At 54.7% G+C, this 23655-nt stretch carries 16 protein-coding genes; 8 read left to right on the plus strand and 8 right to left on the minus strand.

From position 1 onward, the window contains the following. Positions 1-1034: 1034 nt before the first annotated feature. Positions 1035-2120, minus strand: coding sequence for a hypothetical protein (locus tag CLV58_RS16355; protein WP_146141456.1), 1086 nt, complete (start codon positions 2118-2120; stop codon positions 1035-1037). Positions 2121-2761: 641 nt separating this feature from the next. On the opposite strand from CLV58_RS16355, the gene CLV58_RS16360 reads away from it, so the two are divergent. Next, positions 2762-3469, plus strand: a complete 708-nt coding sequence (locus CLV58_RS16360) for a helix-turn-helix domain-containing protein (protein WP_106138904.1) — start codon at positions 2762-2764, stop codon at positions 3467-3469. A 759-nt stretch (positions 3470-4228) separates the two neighbouring features. Here the strand turns inward: CLV58_RS16360 and CLV58_RS16365 are convergent. Continuing rightward, positions 4229-5632, minus strand: a complete 1404-nt coding sequence (locus CLV58_RS16365; RefSeq protein WP_106138905.1) for a DUF389 domain-containing protein — start codon at positions 5630-5632, stop codon at positions 4229-4231. Positions 5633-5958: 326 nt separating this feature from the next. Here CLV58_RS16365 and CLV58_RS16370 point away from each other — a divergent pair, with 326 nt between their 5' ends. Both CLV58_RS16370 and CLV58_RS16375 read left to right on the plus strand, forming a co-directional pair. Beyond that, the gene (locus CLV58_RS16370) at positions 5959-7269 is read left to right on the plus strand and encodes a DUF2254 domain-containing protein (RefSeq protein WP_106138906.1); all 1311 of its coding nucleotides are present in this window, start codon (positions 5959-5961) and stop codon (positions 7267-7269) included. Between the two features lie 32 nt (positions 7270-7301). Then, on the plus strand, positions 7302-7652 hold the full coding sequence (locus CLV58_RS16375; RefSeq protein ID WP_106138907.1) for a hypothetical protein: 351 nt from the start codon (positions 7302-7304) through the stop codon (positions 7650-7652). Positions 7653-7674: 22 nt separating this feature from the next. On the opposite strand, the gene CLV58_RS16380 is transcribed toward CLV58_RS16375, so the two are convergent. The 4 genes from CLV58_RS16380 to CLV58_RS16395 all read right to left on the minus strand — a co-directional run bounded on the left by CLV58_RS16380 (position 7675) and on the right by CLV58_RS16395 (position 14731). After that, complete coding sequence (locus CLV58_RS16380; RefSeq protein ID WP_106138908.1) at positions 7675-8631, minus strand: polysaccharide deacetylase family protein; 957 nt, start codon at positions 8629-8631, stop codon at positions 7675-7677. Positions 8632-8997: 366 nt separating this feature from the next. After that, positions 8998-12129 (minus strand): efflux RND transporter permease subunit, encoded by a 3132-nt coding sequence (locus CLV58_RS16385; RefSeq protein ID WP_106138909.1) that lies wholly within the window; start codon positions 12127-12129, stop codon positions 8998-9000. A 102-nt stretch (positions 12130-12231) separates the two neighbouring features. Continuing rightward, positions 12232-13314, minus strand: a complete 1083-nt coding sequence (locus CLV58_RS16390) for an efflux RND transporter periplasmic adaptor subunit (protein ID WP_106138910.1) — start codon at positions 13312-13314, stop codon at positions 12232-12234. An 88-nt stretch (positions 13315-13402) separates the two neighbouring features. Further along, positions 13403-14731 (minus strand): TolC family protein, encoded by a 1329-nt coding sequence (locus tag CLV58_RS16395; RefSeq protein WP_106138911.1) that lies wholly within the window; start codon positions 14729-14731, stop codon positions 13403-13405. 366 nt (positions 14732-15097) lie between these two features. Here CLV58_RS16395 and CLV58_RS16400 point away from each other — a divergent pair, with 366 nt between their 5' ends. From CLV58_RS16400 to CLV58_RS16410, 3 genes are all read left to right on the plus strand, one after another. Continuing rightward, the gene (locus tag CLV58_RS16400; RefSeq protein ID WP_106138912.1) at positions 15098-18280 is read left to right on the plus strand and encodes an efflux RND transporter permease subunit; all 3183 of its coding nucleotides are present in this window, start codon (positions 15098-15100) and stop codon (positions 18278-18280) included. Further along, entirely contained in the window at positions 18277-19488 is a 1212-nt protein-coding gene (locus CLV58_RS16405) for a TolC family protein (protein ID WP_106138913.1), read from the plus strand. Before CLV58_RS16400 ends, CLV58_RS16405 begins: the two co-directional genes overlap by 4 nt. Positions 19489-19570: 82 nt before the next feature. Continuing rightward, positions 19571-20794, plus strand: a complete 1224-nt coding sequence (locus CLV58_RS16410; RefSeq protein ID WP_106138914.1) for an efflux RND transporter periplasmic adaptor subunit — start codon at positions 19571-19573, stop codon at positions 20792-20794. A 74-nt stretch (positions 20795-20868) separates the two neighbouring features. On the opposite strand, the gene CLV58_RS16415 is transcribed toward CLV58_RS16410, so the two are convergent. Beyond that, positions 20869-21873 (minus strand): cation diffusion facilitator family transporter, encoded by a 1005-nt coding sequence (locus CLV58_RS16415; protein WP_106138915.1) that lies wholly within the window; start codon positions 21871-21873, stop codon positions 20869-20871. 52 nt (positions 21874-21925) lie between these two features. On the opposite strand from CLV58_RS16415, the gene CLV58_RS16420 reads away from it, so the two are divergent. Then, positions 21926-22474: an NUDIX domain-containing protein gene (locus tag CLV58_RS16420; protein ID WP_106138937.1), complete on the plus strand. Its 549-nt coding sequence runs from the start codon at positions 21926-21928 to the stop codon at positions 22472-22474. A 101-nt stretch (positions 22475-22575) separates the two neighbouring features. Continuing rightward, positions 22576-23214, plus strand: coding sequence for a LysE family translocator (locus CLV58_RS16425; protein ID WP_106138916.1), 639 nt, complete (start codon positions 22576-22578; stop codon positions 23212-23214). Positions 23215-23402: 188 nt separating this feature from the next. Here the strand turns inward: CLV58_RS16425 and CLV58_RS16430 are convergent, their stop codons facing one another. After that, positions 23403-23627 (minus strand): heavy-metal-associated domain-containing protein, encoded by a 225-nt coding sequence (locus CLV58_RS16430; RefSeq protein WP_106138917.1) that lies wholly within the window; start codon positions 23625-23627, stop codon positions 23403-23405. Between the last annotated feature and the right edge of the window lie 28 nt (positions 23628-23655).

The following is a 23655-nucleotide window of genomic DNA, read 5'->3' on the forward strand; positions in this document are numbered from 1 at the left end:
CTGACCAGCAGCCTACGGGCTTAAACCTACTGGCCGATACACCCTATACTCCCCAAGCCAATATGCCGGACCACCTGGTTATTTTCGTCGTTGCCACCACCGAACCGGCCAAGCCCCGAGTCTCTGTCGACTAGCAAAGCTGGTAGTATGAAGTGGTAGCGGGGCTGGTACCGGCATCAACGTTCCTAAAGGTTGTGATTCCCTACTGGTACGTGCTGCTAGTGTTATGTCTGTACAGGTCAGTGCATCACGGGGTGATGACGAATAAACTGCCCCGTCGACGGGTTCTGATCCGATGGCTGGCCGGTAGATAAAGGGTTCGCGGTTGATGACCGAGTTAGAGAGTCTACCCGAAGCGGTGGCCAGCAGCCGCTTAATGTACAACTCCCTTAGGTAGTGATACTCTGGGCCATCAGCCCGCTTTCTGTCAAGTAGCCCAGTTTTTTAAGATTGGTGGAATCCATAACAATGCCTAGCCCAGTACGGCCCAGTTCGGATATCACCGAAAACAGGTGTACCTGCTCGCCCCGATCGTATACATCCAGTAGCGCCTGATGGACGCTGGCGTGTTCGGTGTTGTAGAAAACTTCGCCATCGCCCAGCAAGGCGCGAGTGGTAAAACGGTGATGGAGTAATCGAGCAGAACTAACAGCATTTTGCGCTTGGCTACCCGGTCTCCGAGCAGCAGGTGAACTTTATCCGTCCTGTCCATATCCACCGTGGGGGTGGGCCTAGAGAATATTAGCGATTTAGATATGGTCATAGGTTTTAATTACGGGTGCTAGTAAATGACCTGCTGGAGTCAATCTGATAGGGCAGGAACGACGTTTCACGCAGTCGTCCGTGGGGGCGGTAGGCCCACAGTGGAGGCAGGGGTACCCCGCCCGTCAGTTCGACATGCTGGTTGTGCTGTTCCCAGTCGGCTATTGCTTCGGGGTCAATCTGCTGGCTGCTGTGCGCCGGGCGTGGTAGGCGCTCTGATCGCGGAAGGCGGGGTCTTCGGACCACGCCACGAATGGATGCTGGGGCATGGGTCAGTCGATCTCGTAGCTGCCGAAATCAACCGGGCGGTTAGGATCGTAGGGAGCGCCTTTGACCGGGGCCGGTCGCCGGTTGACGGCATCGCGCATATCGCTGGCGAAAAATTCCAGCAGCCTGCCCAAGTTGCGCTGACTGCGGATGTCCTCGTTCATCGCCCGCTGCTCGATGAAGGCGTCAACGAATGACTCGTCGATGCGGACTTTGTGCTGCATGGCGAAGGTTTCGCTCCGTGTTCCCCGGTAGATGTCCAGAATGATTTTCTTCAGGCTGGCCTTCGACTGGTCAGCGTTCATGTACTGGCACCAGACCTCATCGGCGGGAATGATCTGCTGGGGACTTAGCGATGCTCTATTCCGCAGGACAAAATCAGGAAGAGGAAAGGAAGAAGAAGGAGGTGGGGGGGCTGAAGGTTGCGCTTGCTCAAGTTTCGGCTCGTCGCTTACCACCCCACTACTTACTTCCTTATCTACAAACATTCTATTTACTATAATACTGGTAATTGCGTTTTTGTCAATTGCAACTGACGTTTTTGTCAAATGGCCATAAGGCTCATTTTGGCCATTTGACAAACCTGTCAATTGGCCATTTGACAAATCTGTCAAATGCGAATCCGGCTCGTTTTGGCCATTTGACAAATTTGTCAAATGGGGGTCTATGGGCGTGGTCGGCTGGGGGTCGGGCGTCTGATCGGCCAGCTCGTCGTCGTCAATATTCTGTAGCTGCCGCATCACCTCGGCGGGGATATTGATGGTAGAGATCGTGTCGGTGAGCGGTACGCTGGTCTGATCGGCGACGGTATAGAACCGGGTTCGATTGTGGCGGACAGCGTTAAAGTTGCCGACCAGGATAGCCTTCTGTTTGACGAGTGAATTCAGGATGCGGTAGAGCGTGCGCTCGGTTTTCCAGTAAGGGAAGTACCCCACCATTCGGTGTACGGGCATCCGAACCCACGTATGCCCTCGGTGATAATGAAGGCCGTTTGCTGCGTTACCAGCCTGCCATATACGGAGGCTTTGTAGAAGAATTGCTTCGTGGAGTCCGAACTTACCGGCTTCCTGCACGTCAAAACTGTGAGTCATAGCGTTGGTTTTTTGGGGCGAGTGAGTCTAGCATATACAAGCTGGGGGAAGCTTAAAAAGCCCATCACGCAACAGTGTGATGATGGGCGGTAATGGTGAGGTCAGGCGGCTGCAGCAACGCTTGGCCATCGACAGCACCTTTGTTTCTCGCTGCTGGCTTTCGGCGGTCTGCTGGCTGATATAGGCCAGTAGATGCTCACTATGACCTTCTGTAAACCGGTGAATTGTTGTCGTATTGTTCATATTATGGCAATAGTATCTTGTACATATAGATGGGTAAAAAAAATAACCTCGGTTGTTTAGTTAGATGCTGGAATTATTTCGGCCCAGTTTGCAGACTCCGGTAAGAATCCACATATAAGTTTGCATGTTAATCTCCTTTCATGGGGCATAGTAAAAGGCGTGAGGAATGGCAGTAAATTTCCTATCTGCGCGATGTGGCTTTGATTTAGCTTGTTCCATATTTTTGATCGATTTCGTGTGTTCAGATAAAAGTTTATGTTCTTCTTCGCTAATAAGCATGACTAGTTGCTATTTTTGGTATCACGAAGTCGATATAGTATTGGCAAAAATATGTACAAGTTTATATTATGTACAATCTTGTTCGTTCTTAAATTTCCATGACCACTCACTGAGCGTATATGCAGGATGCACAACTTACTAAAGGTGAACGGCTTCGCAAGCTGCGCCTTCAGTTAGGCTATAACCAGACCGAGTTCGGTAACGAATTGCAGCGGGTGGGCATTCCTGTTGCTCAGAACTACCTATCCAAAATTGAGAAAGGTGAACGTAATATGGGTTCCGACGTGCAAACGCGCATCGAAGCCCGGTTCAATATCCGTCCCCAGTGGCTCAATGAGGGTATTGGTGAAATGTTCGTCAATGGTGAAGCCCCGTCGATGGCTCCGCTCACCGAACAACGTCAGGAGCAGATAAAAAAGGCGCTCGGTAGTTTGCCTAGCCGTATCGCCCGGCAACAGACACCGACTTGGGTATCGGTTCGGGAGCGTAGTCTGTTCCTGCGCGAATCTGAGCATGTGCTGCTGCGCCGGGCCGGACTGCCCCAGATCGCCGAGCGTACCTACGGCTTCGAGGTGGCAGACGGCTCGATGATGCTCCGCTTTCCAATCGGTGCATACCTGATTTGTACTCTCACCCATGTCAGTGAACTCGTTAGAGGACTGGCTTACGTGCTGGCCACCAATGAGCAGTTATACATCGCCCAATTTGAAGGTATCAGAGAGGAGAACATACAACTAGGGTATCTCAACGATAGTCGGAAAGATATGATTCAGGTTGCCGCTGTCCGGGGCGCTTACCACATCGAACTGATGCTGGTAAAGCCCTGACCTGACCCAACTACAGAAACGGAAACGGCCTCTTTCGGAGGCCGTTTTTTTAGAGGTATACAGAAGGATTAGACAAGCTTATGCTGGCAGGTAAGCAGTAGAGCGTCCTGATGTCCCAGAGACTTGACGCTGGTTTAATAGACGCCGAGTTGCTCGATCAATAGTAGAGATCATTCAGGACGAGGCTAGATAAGGTTAACATATTCATCAGGTCATTGTGTTGAATAAGTAGAGTACTATCGCCGGACGGTACCAAACATGACTTAAGATAGGGATAGCAATGCATCATTTTATGTTGGGCAGTTTTCATACTTCCTGTAAAGAGCAAAAGAGCCCTAAAGTACGTATCTGTCTACCTCAGCAAAAAATCGGCTTCGCTTATATATCGGTCCTTTGTCACTAAAAAAGCCATTTTTGGTGACATTAAAAATTCGGCTACTTTGCAATTGATCGACCCGTTAGGGGCTGTAAACCCGCCCGATTGCGGGCTGGGAACGCGCCCGTACTACCATATTATAAATAGAATTTTCCGGATTTTTCGGGGGGGGTGTTTGAGCAATGTTTGAGCAAAAAGGAAAAATGCCCTCTTACGCAACGCAGAGAGCATTTTTGACCCGTATTATGAATACAACCTGAATTGAAAAATCCTGTTTCCAACAGTAATAGTACTACTGAATACATGCCAAAATTGTTGAATAAAAAGAAATAATTCAACTATTCGGATAGGATTAACCTAAATAAAATAGTTTACGAATACGGTTACTCAACGATAAGCTTGACGCGGTTACTCTTTGTACGGCTGCGTAGCCAGTTTTCAATCCGCTTTTTTTCAGTTGCCGTATGGGGGCGGCTGAACCGGGCGTAGACAAGCAAGAGCGTATCGGGCCTGGTGCTGGTAGCTGTCATGAGTAAGGCACGGGATGCCGTAAACGTCCGTACGTCAGGCAGTAACGTCTTCAACTCGTCGCGCAGGTCAGCGACGGGCAGACGCGACAGCTGGGTTTGTTCGATCTGTCGGCGCAGTGAATCGATGGTGTGGTCTTTACGCGCAATCGACGCCTGACTGTACTGAATAACCTGGTCGGTGATGGTCGACGTGATGGCATCGACGTCTACGTTGGCGTCTTTAAAATTTCCCTGCTTGATGACCAGATTTGTGTTGTCGAGACCATAACTGGGCATGGTCGATTTGAGTTGTGCGAGCGAGTCGGGTAGGAGCGGTTCACCGACAAGCGTTAATTCAACGACGGGTTGGTTGCGGTGGAAGCGGGCTTTGTAGCCGATCAGTTGCCGGGTCTGCGAATTGAATTCTTCGTCGACAAAGCGCTTGACGTTCTGCTCGAATATTGTTTTACGAACAATCTGATAGCCCAGGTACGTGCTGGGAACGATCGCAATGACGACGGCTATCCAGATCGTGGTTCGGACGCGTCGTTCGATCTGGGCTGATGGGTACGGCTTCTGTTTGTAGCCCAGGAAGCGAACGATCAGGAATGCACTCAGACTGATACAGACGCTATTGATCAGGAACAGATAAAAGGCACCCGCGAAATAGATCGGGTTGCCGGTTGCGATGGCGTAGCCCGCCGTACAGAGGGGCGGCATAAGCGCGGTTGCAATGGCAACGCCCGGTATAACGTTACCGACTTTTTCCCGGCGCGACCCGGCAATGATACCCGCCAAACCGCCGAAGAACGCGATGAACGTGTCCCAGACGGTGGGCGAGGTGCGGTCCAGTAATTCTGACTGCGCTACGTGCAGTGGACTAATCAGGAAATAAAGCGTTGAGGCAATCAGGCTGAACAACACCGCAATGGCCAGATTTTTTAGCGCCCGCAGTATCATGTCGAGGTCGTTGATACCGACGCCCAGCCCAATTCCCATGATCGGACCCATTAATGGGGAGATAAGCATAGCCCCCGTAATCGCTGCGGTCGAGTTGATGTTCAGCCCGATGGAGGCAATCAGGATGGCGAAGATCAGCGCCCAGAGGTTGATTCCCCGGAATTCGATACCCCGGCTGATCGACTGAACAACCGCTTCCTGGTCGTCTTTGTCGTCGTCCAGACTAAAGCGGTCGTGAAGAAATCGTCGGAAGGCGACCCAAAAACTGGTGTTAGCAGGGGGGGACGAATTGGAGACAGGCTTCTGAGTTGGTGTCATAGATGGATAGGGGATAGGTGAAAAAACTGGACATACATGACCAGACCGTTCTATGGTAACGCCCTACTTCCGGTCAGTGTTGCGGTTCTGAGTGACCTCCTGGCTGTACATGTCGTTGCCGGAAGGTGCGCGGAGACACACTACAGAAGAATACCTGGTCAAGTTCCGGGAGCTATATCAGTATGCTGACTGCGCTGCCCGTTGTCGTAACCATCACGTCTGTCGTGGTGTTATTCACGGTGATTGGACAGGGACTGACACTAGAACGACTGATTCGGCGACTATATCCGTAACGTATACTGTACCTGTATACCGAAAAGAGTACTATGAACGCAAAAATACACCAGCTCTGGCAGCAACTGACGGATTCACTCTGGTTCATTCCGGGGCTAATGATCGTAAGCGCTATGGTGCTTGGTCTGGGACTGATTGAACTGGAAGTTTATTACCCAATTCGCGGCAGCACTGAGTATCCGCTGCTGTTTGGCGTTGGTGCCGAAGGGTCGCGTAGTATGCTGTCGGCTATTGCCAGTTCGATGCTGACGGTAGCGGGGCTGAGTTTCACTCTAACGCTGTCGGCAATTTCGCAGGTCAGCGGGCAGTACTCACCCCGGCTGCTACGCAACTTCATGAAAGACCGGATCAATCAGTTTGTGATGGGGTATTTCACGGGATCGTTCGCGTACTGCCTGATTGTCCTGCGCACGATTCGGGGTAGCGACGAGCTAACGTTCGTACCGTCGATTGCGGTACTGACCGGCTTGTTACTGGCACTGGGCGGTGTACTGGCGTTGATTTTATTCATTCATCACATTGCCGAATCGATGCAGATCAGTACCATCATCTACAAGATTATGGATGAAACGACTACGGCTATCGACAGGCTTTTTCCGCAGGAACTGGGTGAGCCGGCTCCGGCGGGAACGCTGGTCGACAAAGCGAAACGACTGATCGATGCCCCCGAAGGCTGGATTACCGTAACGGCGTCACAGTCGGGGTATTTGCAGCAAATACACAGCGAACTGCTTCTTGAGTGGGCTGTTGATCATCAGATGCTCGTCCGACTGGAGTATGCTATCGGTGACTTCGTTGGGAAAGGGTTTCCGCTGCTTAGCGTTCGGCCGGTCAACGAACGGCAGGACGCCATAGTACTGACCAGCAACGAATCGGAAGCTTTGCAGGATTGTCTACAACTGGGCCGCTATCGCGCGGTAGAGCAGGACGTTCGCTTCGGTATTCAGCAACTGGTTGATATCATCACGGGGGCGTTGACACCGAGTACCAACGATACCACCACCGCCATTATGGCCATCGATCACCTATGCGTTATCATCAGCCGACTGGCGGCTCGTCCGTTTCCATCGCCGTTCCGCGCCGAAGATGGGCAGTTGTACGTCCTCACGCGGTCGGCTTCTTTCGCGCAGATGGTAGCCGATGCATTTGACCCGGTGCGCATCAGCGGCAAAGCCAACCACGCCATTTTCGTGACACTGCTTCGTGTGTACGAGCGTCTGACGGCCCATACGCACGACACGGCCCGCCTGTCGGTAATCAGACAGCAGATAAAACTCGTTCGCGAAGCATCCGATACGACACTGGAAACCAGCTACGAAAAAGAGCTGGTAAACGCGTTATAGCTGGTTTGATGCAAATTCATAAAATGATCTGAATGGAATTAGACTCCAAACAACTATTTGTCAAAGCCGAGTTTTTGTCTTATCAAGTGGAGTGGGCCAACGATTGGCAATACATTGGTTTAGAGACTGGTTTTGAAGAGCGTTTCGCTAGAATTCTTGGTACTATTTTCGGTAGTGAAAACGTCATCTTAATTCGCGGACGGCATGATTCGGCCGTCTTCTCTCAACGTGATATTCGCAACCTACTCTTTCAAGGTTTGGGTGACTCTGATTTTAAAATCTGGAGCCTGGATTTTGCACTGGTGTTGGCGTTTAGCCGAATTGGCGTGTATCGCCGAGGTTTGGCAGGGCAGGGTTCGGGTGACCGGAATATCGTCCCATGAGAAGATTGTCATCCTACCATGTTTACTCGCGACGCAGATCGTACAGGAGCCACTGCCGGTTGGCGATGTCGGCCTGATGCTGCCGGAGGAGTTGCAGGAAATCCTGGACGCCTACCGGCTCGTTGCCGTTGCCGTGAATCAGTACGATACTGCCCCAGCCCGGCGTCTGCCCTTTTGCCAGCCAGGCATCGCTGCCCACGGTGATTAACCCGTACTGACCGATGCGTTTGACCAGTTCCTGATCGGAGATAAGCCCCGGAAAGCGGAAGAAAACAGAGGGAATCAGGCCGTTGGCAAGCATGGCCTGTTCAGTCAGCAGTACTTCGTCGTTCAGGTTGGTACCGGGTTCGAGCAGGAAGTTTTCGTTCAGCGGTTCGGTCGCCGATACACGGTGGTGGAACGAGTGGTTGATCCACGTAATCGACAGCACGCCTTTGTTGGCCAGTTGTTTGAGCCAGGCCAGATCATCAGGGTGTTGCTTCATCCAGACGCCGGTAATGGAGAGCGCCAACGGAACGGGTGATTCGTACTTGCCCAGTTCCTGCGCCAGACTGGTGAAAATGACCCGGTCGAGGGGTTTGTGCGACGGGCAGAGGTCGATGGTGAGTGTAATGCCTTTCTCGCGGGGCAGCGTGTGCGTGAAGCCCGCATCCTGCAACGGTTTCGCGTTCGACGCTGCTGCCGACAACGCCTGACTATACGGAGAAGACAACTGAAAGTTTAGCAGATCGGCCAATGTCAAAACCGTCGGACTGTTGGACTGATCGGGGACTACGTTTGTCTGGAGCGTCTGCGGATCGACCAGCAGGCAGTAGGGTTTGCCGTTCAGCTCGAATCGGCGCAGAATCAGCAGCGTCTGCCGATTACGGGTAATCGACCCAAAACTGACGCGGTATTTACTGATGCGAGGGGGGAGCGTTTGACCCCCGGTTTGTATGACGATGACGAGCATCAGAACCAGCAACAGCCGGACATGCATGGTGATAGGGAGATTATAGGTCGTGGATAAGTAAGCAACTGTTTTCTCTTGACCGTGGTGGCAGGTCTGGATCGCCAGCCCGGCCTCCGTGGTCCGGCCCCCTAGAGGGACTGGGCTGTTAAGTTCTGGTCAGCCCACCCCCAGCCCCCTGAAGGGGGTGAAATTAGCACGCGAACAGCTCCCCCTTCAGGGGGCTGGGGGGTAGATGAACCGAAGGAAATTTGGCCATCATCAGTGCTAAATCAAGAACTTAACAGCCCTGCCATTCAGGGGGCTGGGGGTATTGTAACACTACGTAAAACACTCGTAAACAGCTGCGCCGGGCTAGACCCGGCGCAACGTTGCTTTATTGGGACACCGCACGACTTATACCATCGCTTTCCGTTCCCGACGTTCGGATTCCCGACGGATACGACCGCTGTGAATCAGGTTATACATGATCGGCAGAATCAGCAGCGACAGAATCGTACAGGTAATCAGTCCGCCGATCATGACCGTGGCCAGCGGTTTCTGCGTCTCCGAGCCGATACCGCTGCTGAGGGCGGCTGGCAGCAGGCCCAGCGAGGCCATCAGGGCAGTCATGACTACCGGCCGAACCCGCGTCTGCGCGCCCTCGCGCACGGCGTCGAGCATCGGCATCCGGTTGTGCAGGTTTTCCTTGAATCGGTTGATCAGGATAACGCCGTCCTGCACCGATACGCCGAACAGACAGATGAACCCAACCCCCGCTGAGATACTGAAGTTGATACCCGTCAGCCAGAGGGCCAGAATGCCGCCGATGAGCGCAAACGGTACGTTCAGAATAATGAGCGTGGCGTCGATGGCGCTGCCGAACGTAAACAGCAGAATCAGGAAGATGATCGTGATACTGATCGGCACGACAACGGCCAGCGTGTGTTCGGCCCGCGTCTGATTCTCGAACTCACCCGCCCAGCGCATCCGGTAGCCTTCCGGCAGCTTGACCGCTGCGCCCACTTTCTGCTGCGCTTCGGCGATGGTGCTGCCGAGGTCACGTCCGCGTACCGAAAACTTGATGGCGATGAAGCGGGCGTTGTTTTCGCGGTAGACAAAGGCCGGTCCCGACCGGGTACCGATGTCGGCCAGTTCTTTCAGCGGAATCTTCGAGCCGGACCGCGTCGGTACGAGCAGGTTAGCAATCTGTTCGGGTGCAAACCGGAACCGCTCGTCGTAGCGCACTTTAACGTCGAAGTGGCGTTCGCCTTCGTACAGTTGGGTGGCCGTTTTACCGCCAATGGCCGTCTCGATCACCGACTGCACGACATCGGTCGGAACGTTGTAGAGGGCAAGCTTGGCGGGATCGAGCGTGATGCGAAATTCCGGCTGACCAAGGTTACGGAACACGCCGAGATCACTCACGCCCGGTACTTTTCGCATGATGTCGTATACGCGCGTGGCCTCCTTGTCGAGCACGTTCAGGTCCTGCCCGACAATCTTGATCGCCATCGACCCTTTTACCCCCGATACGGCTTCTTCCACGTTGTCGGAGATGGGCTGCGAGAAGTTGAACGAGACCCCCTTGAAGCGCGCCAGCTTCTGCTGCATCTGACTAACCAGCTCGTCTTTCGAGATGCCACTTTTCCACTCTTCCCGTGGGTACAGGTCGACAAAGAATTCGTTGTTAAAGAAGCCCGTGGGGTCGGTACCGTCGTTGGGGCGACCCGTCTGCGAGATGACGCCCCGTACTTCGGGAAACTCTTCGAAGATGGCCCGGAACTTCCGCGTGTACGCATAACTTTCGTCCAGTGCTACCGAATATGGCAGCGACGCCCGGACATAGATCGATCCTTCGTTCAACTGCGGTAGGAATTCCGAACCGATATGAAACAGAAACAGGTAAACGGCGAAAGCCAGCGAACCGATGGCAATACCGATGATCGACGCCGGTTTGCGGATAGCCCAGTCCAGCGCGGGGGTGTAGCCTTTCTCCAGTCCCAGCACAACGGGGTTGTGCCGTTCGCGGACGTTCTTTTTCAGCAGCAGTGAACACAGCAGCGGAATCAGCGTCAGGCTGACGATCAGCGAACCGAGCAGCGCGAAGCCGATGGTCCAGGCCAGTGGGCTGAACAGCTTACCTTCTACTTTCTGGAAGGTGAAGATCGGAAGCAGCGCCGTGATGATGATAACCTTCGAGGTAAAGATCGACTTACCCAGTTCGGTGGCGGTGCTGGCGATCCAGCTGAGTTTGCCGCGTCCGTTGAATTTCATCATGCCCAGGTGCTCGGCCCGCGTAGCCAGCATGACGAACAAACCTTCGACCATCACCACGGCCCCGTCGATGATGATCCCGAAGTCGAGCGCACCGATGCTGAGCAGGTTGGCCGTCATGCCCCGTGCCCGCAGACAGATAAAGGCAAACAGCAGCGCCAGTGGAATGACGATGGCCACCGTCAGGGTCGTGCGCCAGTCGGCCAGGAAGATCAGTAGAATGAGCGTGACGAGGAAGATACCCGTCAGTACGTTTTCGCCAACCGTGTGCAGCGTGTAGTTGTTCAGCGTGGTCCGGTCGTAGAACGTTTTGATCTTGACGTCTTTCGGCAGAATCTGGCTGTTCAGCTCATCGACCTTGGCTTTGAGTGCGGGAATGACTTCGTTGGGGTTTTCGCCCTTCCGCATCACCACGATACACTCGACCACGTCGTCCTGCTTGTCGCGGCCGACGATACCGAGCCGGGGCTGGAAGCCTTCCCGCACCGTTGCCACGTCCTTAACCTTGATCGGCACGCCGTTGACGTTGTCGATCACGACACCGGCAACGTCTTCGGGCCTGGTCAGCAGACCGATACCGCGCACGACGAGCGACTGGTTGCCTTGTTTGATGATGTCACCCCCGACGTTGATGTTGCTTTGTTGCAGGGCCTGATCGACGTCGATCGACGTAAAGCCGTAGTTGGCCAGTAGTGTCGGGTTCAGGTCAACGTTGATCGTTTTGACCTTGCCGCCGAAGCTGACCACGTCGGCAATACCGGGTACGCTTTTGATCTGCCGCTCGATAACCCAGTCCTGGATGGTCTTAAGTTCAGTAACGTCCTTGGTTTTCGACTCCAGCGTGAAGCGGTAAATCTCCCCGGTAGGGCCGTAGGGTGGCTCGATTTCGGCGTTGGCTCCGTCGGGCAGATCGACGTCGGCCATGCGGTTGGAGACGTTGGTTTGGGCCGTGAAGTTGTCGACACCATCGTCGAAAATCATCGTCACCACCGACAGACCAAACAGCGATACCGACCGCAGCGTGCTTTTACGGGGCACCGAGTTCAGTTCAGTTTCGAGGGGAATGGTCACAAACCGCTCCACTTCCTCCGCCGACCGGCCCGGCCACTGCGTAATAACGATCACGTTGGTATTTGTGACGTCGGGAAACGTTTCTACGGGCGTGTTCATAAAACTGACAACACCCCCCACGATGATGATACCGATGCCGAAGAACACGGCAAAGCGATTCGTCAGCGCGAACGTGATAATACTGCGGATGAAAGAATTCATAAGTTAATGATTGAGTGACAGAATGATAGAATGATCGAATAGGCCGTCCGGGAAAATGTGATTTCGTCAGCCTATTAAAGCATTCTATCAATCAATCATTCATTAATTCGTTAAATCGTTGTACAACAGCAGGCTGCCTTCGGTGACGACGCGGGTGCCGGGCTTGAGGTTGCCCCCTTCGACAAAAGCGTAGCGAGTCGTATTCTGGATGACGTTCACTTCCCGGACGTCGAACTTGTTGGGCGCGTCCTGTACGACGACGTAGTAGTGGTCGCGGTCGAAGACGAGGGCTTTCTGCGCGACGGCCATGCCTTTCTGGGCAGCGGTGTTGGGCAGGTGTACGTGAATGGTGGCAAACATATCGGGTTTGAGCAGGCCGTCTTTGTTGTCGAGCACGATCCGCACTTTCAGCACCCTTGCCTGTTCGTCGAGGACGCTGCTGATGTTGTCGACACGCCCCCGGAACACTTTGTCGGGGTAGGCCAGTACCTGCACGTCGACGGGTTGTCCCTGTTTTACTTCGGGAATGTCGGCCTCATACACGTTGGCCATCACCCAGATTTGCTGCAGGCTCGAAATTGTATACAGGGGGTTTGTATTGTCGGACCGTAGATCCTGCCCGGTGTTGACGTTCTTCTCGACGATATAACCCGCAATGGGTGCTTTCACCGTAAAATAAGGTTGCCCGCTGGTGTTGCTGCCCCCATATACCCGCAGGATGTTGGCCGAGCGCCCCAGCTCGTCTTTGGCTTTCTGCAACGCATTCTTCGCCGTGATAAAGTCGGTTTCGGACGTAAAACCGGCTTTGTACTGCGCCTGCACGTTTTTCAGGTTTTGCTGCGCCACTTCCAGATCGGCTTTGTCGGCCTGGTAGTCGTTGACGTAGTTTGAAATGTCGCCGGAGCGAATGACGGCCAGATCCTGCCCCTTCTGCACGTAGCTGCCGAGCGTGACGGTTGCCTTCTCGACGTTACCCGATACCAGCGGAAACACCCGCACGACGTTATCTTGGTCGAAGGTGACCGTGCCGTTGAGGGTCAGTTCGCTTTCGGGGTTGAGCCGCCGTACGGAGTCCGTCAGGTAACTGCTGGTCGAATCGGCGGATGAGGTAGGGGGCTTCGTGTCTTCTTTGTGCCCGCAGGCAGCCAGAACAAGCCCGGATAGAAAAATGAGGGGGAATTTCATTGGGTAAAGAGCGAAAGAGTGATTGAGCGAAAGAGCGAAACGTTGGCTCAAGAGCTTTCGCTCTTTCACTCATTCGCTCTTTCACTCTTTAAAAAAATCGCGTGTTGGTTACGTAATTGAATAACTGCTGCGACTGGAAGAGATTATTGCGAAGATTGATGGTGTTGAGCTGCGCCTGCTGATACGTCCGGATTTTGTCGAGGTAGTCGAGCAGGCCGATGGTCCGGGCGTTATATGCTTTGGTTGCTTCGACGGAGATGTTCTGAATCCGGTCCAGATAGCCCGACGGGCGGGTGTTGTATTGCTGGTAGTAGGTGTTCAGCTTGTCATACGCGTTGAGCACATCGCTCTGCACGACCGTCTGCTGATTGTCCAGGCCACCCGTAACCGATTTCAGCGTCGTCTCTGCCGACCGTATCGCGCCCTGATTCCGGTTCCGGATGGGCAGATCCATAGCCGCCTGAAAGCCGGTGAAGTTGTCGTATGCATTACTGTACTTTTCAAAATACAGTCCCAGTGTCAGGTCGGGCGTACGGCGGGCCCGTTCCAGCGTCAGGCTGCGCTGGGCATTGTTAATCTGCTCCTGCGACAGGGCAATGTCGGGCCGGTTAGTGAGGGCTGAGTCGAGTGCCGTGCGTAGCTGCGGCAAACCGTTCGTGGCGGCCGGAACGTCGACGGGCAGGATAAATGCATTCGACGGCTGACGGACCAGTATACGTAACGTAGCCTGTTCATCGGCGATCTGCGCGTTGTAGTTGGCCAGATTCGCTTCCAGATCCCGCACGGCTACTTCCAGACGCGTGACCTCGTACGGGGCTACTCCGCCGGTCTGTAGCGCAATCCGGTACGACTCGACCAGCCGCTGCTGCCGGGCCAGCTCTTCGGTGAACAACTGCCAGGCCTGAATGTCGTAATACAGATTGGCGTAGGTCGAGTAGAGCTGGTAGTGCAGCGTCCGCATCAGATCGCGGAAGGCTACCTGGGCCAGCGTCCGGTTGCTTTCGGCCAGCGCGACCAGTTTGCTACGCTTGCCAGCCAGCAGAACAACCTGCTGTAGCTGAACGGCATACGCACCACTGTTGTACTGCCCCGAGGCCCGGTCCTGCTGGGTTGGCGGACCATACTGCAGGAATTTGCTCGTCTGTGGGTTGTACAGGTTCCCCTGAAACCAGAGATTCGGGTTAGGCCGCAGCCCTGCCTGCGTAATGGCTGCATCGGCGATGTCGATCTGATACCGCTGGGCCAGCAGCTGGAAGTTACGCTCTACGAATTGCTGCTCAAGCTGAGGCAGTGTAACGCGAAGGGTATCAGACGATTTGGAGGGTGGGTTGATGACCTGGGCTCCGGCGAAACCGGCACATAGCCAGCCTGTTAGAAGCAAAAATAAACTACTGCTTAGCGTGCGAGTGCGTATCATGTGGTAGCGTACTGACTGATTCGAAATCAGGTGAGCTGGCTGTTAGTTGAACCAGAACCTGATTTCGTCGGCAAATAGCGCGCCTAAAATTAAGCTGTTGTTAAAGCGTTGTTAAGTGATTCTTAAAAAAATGAGTAAAAGTGCTCAGGCGGGAAAAGGCGTAATCGCCAGCGTAGACGACGTTCTGTCGTAAGCCAGTTAGCCTGACTGATTGCCGCGTTGGGCGTTTTAGGGCAACGTGAACGGCATCTTTGGGAAACCTTTTTCTCTTTAATCCTATTTTAACTCTAATCGGTGTGTGGCTACGAGAGCCCTCGCTGCCGGTATGTATCGGATTACTGCCGGTAATTTCAACGTACTGTGCTTATGATCGATCGGCTGATTGCGTTCAGTGTACGAAGTCCCTGGACGATTGGTTTTCTTGTCCTATTGCTTATTCTGGCTGGTGGGTATTCCCTAAAAAAACTGCCTATCGACGCCGTTCCCGACGTAACAACCCAACAGGTCGACGTCATTACCAACTCGCCGAATCTGTCGTCGCTGGAGATTGAGAAGTTCATCACCATACCGCTGGAGATGGCCATGGCCAACATTCCGGGGCTGGTCGAAACGAGGTCGGTGTCCAAATTCGGGTCGTCGGTTGTCAAGCTTATCTTCACCGATCAAACCGACATCTACTGGGCGCGTCAGCAGGTCTTCGAGCGGCTCGAATCGGTCAAGGCCGACATTCCCGATGGGGCCGGTACGCCCGTGCTGGGTCCGGTTTCTACCGGCTTAGGCGAAATTTATCAATATGTTATCCGGCCCAAAGACCCGAATAACCCCGGCTATACACTTACCGAAATTCGTACGATTCAGGACTGGTACGTTCGGCGGAAACTACTTGGTATGCCGGGGATCGCCGACGTCAGTGGTTACGGGGGGTACAGCAAGGAGTATCAGGCCAAGCTCAAGCCCGAACGGATGCGGGCACTGGGCGTCACGGTCGATGACCTGTACGCGGCTCTGTCGCAGGGTAATGGCAATACCGGGGGCGCATACATCGAGAAAGACAACAAGGCCTTTACCATTCGCGGTATCGGTCTGGTCAACAGTCTCGATGAAATCGCGCAGACGGTTATTCGCAAAAACGGCAACGCACCGGTACTGGTACGCGACGTGGCCGACGTCGACATGGGGCACGCGCTGCGGTTTGGGGCGCTAAGCCGTAACGGGCAGGGCGAAGTCGTTGGTGGGTCGATTCTGATGATGAAAGGGGCCAACGGCAACGAGGTCATTAACCGGTTGAAAGAACGCTTTGTCGACATTCAGAAGGGGATGCCGAAGGGCCTGGTGATCGAGCCATTCCTCGACCGGTCCGAAATCGTGACGGCGGCCATCAATACCGTCGCGCACAACCTGCTCGAAGGGGCTGCTATCGTCGTTATCGTTATTCTGGTACTGCTCGGCAACTGGCGGGCGAGCTTGCTGGCGGCTTCGGTGATTCCGCTGGCGATGCTGTTCGCCTTTATCTGGATGGGCCAACTTGGTATCGTCGGTAACATCATGAGCCTCGGCGCTATCGACTTCGGTCTGCTGGTCGACCCGGCAATCATTGTCGTTGAATCGGCGGTACTGTTTCTGGCGCTGGCCATGGCCAAACATCAGGAAGAAGCCAAGGCCGCTGGGAAGTCGACCAAAATGACGTACAAGGAACGGCAGACGCTGATTACCAGTGCAACGTCGGAAGTGAAACGGTCCGTTGTGTTCGGTGGCCTGATTATCCTGATCGTATATTTTCCCATTCTGACCCTGGAAGGCGTCGAAGGCAAGATGTTCTCGCCCATGGCGAAGACAGTCGGCTTCGCCATTCTGGGTGCCCTGCTGCTGTCGATTACCTACGTGCCGATGATGAGTGCGCTGTTGCTGCGGCCCCCCAAATCGGCGCACGATCACGGTTTTTCGGAGAAGATTGTCCAGTTTTTCTACCGGGGACTACGACCTGTACTGGCGGCCGCGCTCCGGGCCAAATATGTCGTCGTGGCCGTTGCCGCCGGGATTCTGGTACTGGGTGTCATCGGCTTCAGCCGGATCGGGGGGGAGTTTATTCCTAAACTTCAGGAAGGCGACATGGTGATCGACATGGACTTACCGACGGGTACCCCGCTTACCGAATCGATTCGGTTGAGTCAGGAGTTTCAGGGCGCGCTGCTGAAAGCGTTTCCCGACGAGATTCAAAGCATCGTGTCCAAGATTGGCACGTCGGAAGTGAAAGTCGACCCGCTGCCGCTCGAATCGCAGGAGTTATACCTGTCGCTGACGCCGAAGGAAACCTGGAAAAAGGCGGGGCGGCAGCAGGAACTGGCGGTGAAAGTGAATGATTTCATGGCGCAGTATCCGGGACCGGTCTACGCCATTACGCAGCCCATCGAAAGCCGGGTCAACGATATGATGAATGGAGCCCGTACCGATGTCGTCGCGCAGTTGTACGGCGATAATCTCGACACGCTGGTGAAAAAAATGCGGGAGGTTATCGGCGTGGTGCGGCAGGTACCCGGCGCGGTCGACGTGAAAGCTAGTAAAGTATTCGGCCTGCCGCAACTGAACATCAAATACGACCGGCATCGGCTGGCCTTGCACGGTATCAAGGTCGAGCAGATCAACCGGGCGATTCAGATGGCCTTTGGTGGCGCAACCGCCGGGGTTGTGTACGAAGGCGACAAGCGGTTCGACCTGACGTTCCGGCTGGCGGGCGACGACCGGGTCCGGCCCGAAGCCATCGCCAATCTGCTCGTCAACGATCAGAACAACAACCCGATTCCACTGCGCGAACTGGCGGATATCACCGAAGACGTTGGCCCGTCGGAGATTACCCACGTCGACATGAAGCGCCTGGTGAACGTCGGCTTCAACGTGCGGGAGCGCGATCTGGAGTCGGTGGTCAACGATGTAATCAAGGCCGTCAACGCGAAAGTGAAACTACCCGCTGAGTATTCGATCACGTACGGCGGTGAGTTTGAAAACTTCAGCCGCGCCAAAGACCGCCTGTCGATCGTGCTGCCGATTTCGCTGCTGGTCATTTTCGGGCTGCTTTACCTGACGTTCGGTAACTTCCGCGACAGCCTGCTGATTTACGCCGTTGTGCCGCTGTCGGCGGTAGGTGGTATCTTCTCGCTGCTGCTGCGGGACATGAACTTCAGTATTTCGGCCGGTGTCGGCTTCATTGCCTTGTTTGGGGTGGCCGTGCTGAACGGTATCCTGCTGGTCAGCCACTTCAACGCCCTGGGCGCGGAAGGCATTGAAGACCCGAACGAACGCGTGCTCCAGGGCCTGAAAGACCGATTACGCCCCGTACTGATGACCTCATTCGTAGCCGCGCTGGGCTTTATGCCGATGGCTACCTCGACCAGTGTCGGTGCCGAGGTACAGAAGCCGCTGGCAACCGTCGTGATCGGTGGCCTGCTGACGGCTACCGTGCTGACACTGATCATTCTCCCCGTACTCTACGCCATGGTATCCCCCCGTGTAATTACCCCCACCCACCAGGAACAAGAAGCCGACGCTGTATGAATAAACACCTGTCACTAACCGGAGCCGCCGTGGCTCTGCTGCTTACCCAACTGACAAACGCGCAACCCGGTCAGTCGCGCCGGGTTATTACCCTCCAGCAGGCGCTCGACCTGGCGCAGGAAAACAACCCGCAGGTCAACGTGGCCAACCTGCGCATCGATAAACAACGGGCGCTGATTCCGGGGGCGCTCAGTCTGTCGGGGCCGGAGCTGATCTTTGAAGCACCGACGACAACGCGTTTCCAGCCCGGCATACTGCTGCCGGTGTCCCTGCCGACCGTCTACAAAAATCAACGCGTCGTACAGGAGCAGCAGGTAAAGCTGAGTCAGCGTGAAAAGGCGGTAACGACCAATACGATCCGCTATAACGTCCGTACCACCTACAACAACCTGCTGTACCTGCGCGAAAGCATCAATAACTACCGGCGGCAGGACAGTCTGTTGCGCGTGTTCACGCAGGTAACGGAGGTGCGGCAGCGCGTGGGACAGATCTCGCGGATTGAAGTGCTCAACGCCCGGTCGCAGCAACAGGAATTGCAGTATCAGCTCGACCAGACGCGGGCGCAGGTTCGCAGCAACCGGATTCAACTGGGGTTACTAATCGGTACCCCCAACGATACGTCGCTACGGGCTACCGGGCCGTTCCAGAAGATGAGGTTCACCGACCCGTTTCTGACCACCGATAGTACGTTTATCCGTAACCCGCAGACGGACTATTACAAACAGAATCAGGTGCTGAACGAAGCCGCGCTGGTGCTCGAACGGAAACGACGGTTGCCCAATATCATCGTCGGTTATCTGAATCAGGGCGGGCCGGAGTCGCCGATGCTGTATCGATTCCGGTTCGGTCTGTCGCTGCCCGTCTGGGGCTGGGTGGCGAGTTCGCGCATCAATGCGGCCAAGACCGACGTCGAAATCGCCAAAAGTCAGATCAAGCTAAACAATTACGAATTGCAGGGCGATTATGACAAAGGCTACGCTGATCTGCTGCAATACACGGAAGCGGTCGATTATTACGAAACGATTGGCTTGCGACAGGCCGACGAGATCGTCAAAGCGGCTGGTGACGGTTATCGGCTGGGTAGCATCGGGTACTACGATTACCTGCTCAACGTACAGCAGGCGTTCAAGATACGCTTTGGGTACCTCGAAGCCCTGCGCAACTACAACCAGGCCGTTGTCACGCTCAACTACCTGAAGGGGGAATAAAACCGGTTTTTGGTTTTCGGTTTACAGGTCACAGTCCGTGGCGAACCACCGAAAACCGTAGACTGAAAACTGTAAACCGACCATGAAACAGACAACGATATACGTAGGAATGGCGCTGCTGGCAATGGCTGGTCTGAGCGCCTGTAGCGACTCGAACAGCAAAGACACCAGCGAGAAAGAAAGCGGGCGGGAAACCGCTACGAACGACTCACCCGATGGCCCCGCTGCCAAAGCCTCGTCCGGGAGTGCCGACACCGTGCGGCTGACCCCCCGCCAGCTGGGGCTGGTGAATGTCGACATGATCAGCTACAAAACGCAGCCGCTGAAGCCCGTTATTCTGGCCAATGGCGTGCTGGCGCTGCTGCCCGACAGCCGGGCAGAGGTAAGTAGCCACATCGAGGGGAAAATCAACAAGATTTACGTGCGCGAAGGACAGCGGGTTAGCGCCGGGCAGCCGATCGTGCAACTGGCTAGTTTTCAACTGCTGGAATTACAGAATCAGTACGCCGAAGCGCATAGCGAAGCGGAGTTCCTGCTGGCCGAATACAACCGGCAGAACGAGTTGCGGAAAAGTAATATCGGTGTGCTGTCGCAATACCAGTCGGCCGACGCCAAGCTGAAAGCCGCCCGTGCCCGCGAGATGTCGTTGCGCGACAAACTGCGTCTGATCGGTGTTAGTACCAACGGAATTGGGAAGGGGGGCAGCATGACGGCGACGCTCATTATCCGCTCGCCGATCAACGGCTATATCTCGGAATTTCACGAAAACATCGGTGCGCTGGTACAGCCGCAGACACTGCTGGCCGAAATCATTAACCCTGACCGGATCGAAGCCAACGTATTTGTCTACGAGAAGGATGCTGACTTCGTGCGTGAGGGACAAACCATCGATCTCAGCTTCGTCAACCGCTCACTGCCGACGGTGAAAGGTACTGTGGCCTATATCTCCCGCGCCGTCGACGATGAAAACAATGCCATTACGCTGCACGTCAATTTTACGCGGCCCAAGGGCGAGATGCTGGCGGCTGATATGAGTGTACAGGCCCGTATTGTCGGGACAGGTGAGTACGTCAGTAAGACAGCCATACCCCGCACCGCCATTCTTGATGACGGAGAAGGTAAATTCATGTTTGTTACCAGCCGTTCTACCGCCGATACGATCCCGTTCCGGAAGCAGAAAATTGAAATCACCCGGCAGGGCGATCAGTACGTAGAAGTAAAGCCGCTGGGCAAGCTCCCCGCCGATATCAAAATCGCCAACAACAACGTCCTGGCCCTCGAAGCCGAACGAAAAAAAGGCGAGTAACGAGCCAGTTGGTTGGCAGGTAAAACGAAAAAGCGCCGGATGATACCCGGCGCTTTTTCGTTGACTTAATGTTCTTATTCCGGGCTGAACACGGGTGGCGAATGCTTCTGGTTCAGCGGTAAATTGTCGGCTGTCCAGTCGACGTCGCGGACAAACGCCATGCTGCGAACGGGGCAGTCGGCCACGCGGCAGTACGAACAGCATTCCCGCACGCAGGGGTCGGCATGGACGAATATTTCCACTTCCGCCTGAAAGCCTTCCTTGAGCGTATCCTCAAAATGATGCACTTCGTCATGGACGCGGTTTAAATCCCAGTAGTAAGGCAGTGTCAGGTGGCAGTCGACGTGGAGATCGGCTCCGTATTTCTGCACGCGCAGGTTATGTACGTCGATCCAGTTTGCGTCTTTGTGGACGTTCAGGAGCGTGACGACCCGGTCGAGCGTCGGGATGTCGGTTTCATCCATCAGCCGGGCCACCGACTGACGGGCCAGTTGAAAGCCGTTGTAAATAATGACCAGCGCCAGGACCATCGACAGGACCGGATCGAGCCAGGTCAGGCCCGTTGCCCAGACCAGCCCGACGGCCAGCATGACGACAACACTGCTAAAGACGTCGGTGAGCAGATGTCGTCCGTCGGCCATCAGCGCCAGCGAGTCGACGCGTTTACCGATGTTAATCAGTCGGTACCCCACAAAGGCATTGGCTGCTGCCGTTATGCCGACCAGGAGAACACCCCAGTCGAGGTTAGCCAGCGCGTGGGGTTCAAAAAAGCTGAGGATCGACTGCCAGACGATGACCAGCCCGGCCGACAGAATCATGGCACCCTCAAAGCCTGACGACAGAAATTCGACCTTACCGTGGCCGTACGGGTGGTTCTGATCGCGGGGTAAACCGGCCAGATAAATGCTGTAAAACGCAAAGCCACTGGCGACGACATTGACGATCGATTCGACCGCATCGGTCAGGATGGCCGTTGAATAGGTTAGAAAGTAAGCGGTAAATTTGACCACCAGCAGTACCACGCTCAAACCGAGCGAGATACCCATCCAGCGGTATTTTAGTTGTTGAATCGACTGCATAATGAACCGTAAAGGTAGCCGTCGCCTACGAAAAGTTCGTACTTTCGCCGGTATGAATACGACTGAAAACCCCTGGCAGACGCTCAACTCGACGGTCCGTTACGAGAATCCGTGGCTGTCGATCCGGCACGAAGACGTCGTTACGCCAGCCGGGACACCGGGCATTTACGGCGTGGTCAGCTTTAAAAATAAAGCCGTCGGCGTAGTGCCGATCGATGCCGAAGGCTACACCTATCTGGTTGGGCAATACCGGTACCCGCTCAACGAATACTCGTGGGAAATTCCAGAAGGGGGCTCGCCCGTCGGTACCGACCCGCTGGAATCGGCCCGGCGTGAACTGCGGGAAGAAACGGGGCTGATCGCGCAGCGCTGGACCAAAATTGCCCGCATCCATACGTCCAACTCCGCCACCGACGAAGAAGGCTTTCTCTATATCGCCGAAGAACTGGAACAGGGCGACCACGAACCCGAAGACACGGAACAACTGCATGTCCGGCGGTTACCATTGGGCGAGGCTGTCGAGATGGCCATGCGCAGTGAAATCACGGATGCACTTAGTGTCAGCGCCCTGCTGATCGTCGCCCGGCTACGGGGAATATGACAAAAGCGTCGGTTTTCAGTTTACGGTATAGTGTGTGCCGTAGGTTGCCCGCTATCCGCATTGGGCGACTACCGTGAACTGTAAACCGTAAACCGACAACCATTTTGCTACCGATTCTTTATGGGTTCCTGCTGGGGGCGGGCCTTTGTCTGACGTTTGGAACCGTCTTTTTTGCCCTGATTCAAAATAGCGTCGACAACGGCTTCCGGTCGGGCATGAAAATCGTGTTCGGTGTTATCACCGGCGACATATTGTTCGTGGCCGCTGCCCTGTTCGGAACTTCCTTCTTACCACCGATCAAGGGGTTTGAAACGGCTATGGCTGCTGTTGGCGTGGTGTTTCTGGTCGCTATGGGGCTGGTCAATATCTTTAAGGGCACCCCCCGGCTGGCATATCCGCAAACGCGCTTCGGCAACTTCATCTATTACTTTACCACCGGCTTCTTTCTGAACGCACTGAACCCCGTCAATTTCGTGGCCTGGGTGGCGATCGTCGCCTATATCCGAACACACCTGCATTACACCGTTGGCGAGCAGTACGCTTTTATGATCGCCAGTCTGGTCGGCGTGTTCGCTACGGAGTCGGCACTGGCGTACTACGCCAACCGGCTCAAGCGATTTTTTACACCCCGCGTCGTCACGATTTTCAACCGCGTAACGGGTGTCGTTTTCCTGATCGGAGCCGCCAATATCGCCTACAATCGCTTGCTCGAACCCGCTTCTAAATTGCTGAACTGGTAGTTGGCTAGCTAGTTGTTTTATTTGTCATCCCGACGCAGGAGGGATCTTCGGGAATGGCTAATCAGCCTGCTTATTACCGAAGATCCCTCCTGCGTCGGGATGACAAAAAGAGCAAGCAAAAGGGCCGATCGTTTTCCCAACGACCGGCCCCTTTGCTTGCTTTAGAATGAAGCTGGAAATTGATAGTTCTACGGCCGTTCGGCCATTGGTTCGGCTTTGTAGCCTGCTTTTTCGACAGCCTTACGCACCTCATCACCGATCCGCGTATCGGTAGTCTGCACGGTCAGGATTCGGTCGGGGCTGCTTGTGTCGACGTTCCAGCCGTCGAGTTGTTCGATATCGTTTAGAAAAGGCGTTACGGTTGCCACGCAGGCACCACACTTTATGTTAGTTTTGAAATTCAGCGTTTCCATAAATCAGTTGCTCAGTTAACAATTGTTC

The sequence above is a fragment of the Spirosoma oryzae genome, assembly GCF_003002825.1.
In the GTDB taxonomy this organism is placed as follows: domain Bacteria; phylum Bacteroidota; class Bacteroidia; order Cytophagales; family Spirosomataceae; genus Spirosoma; species Spirosoma oryzae.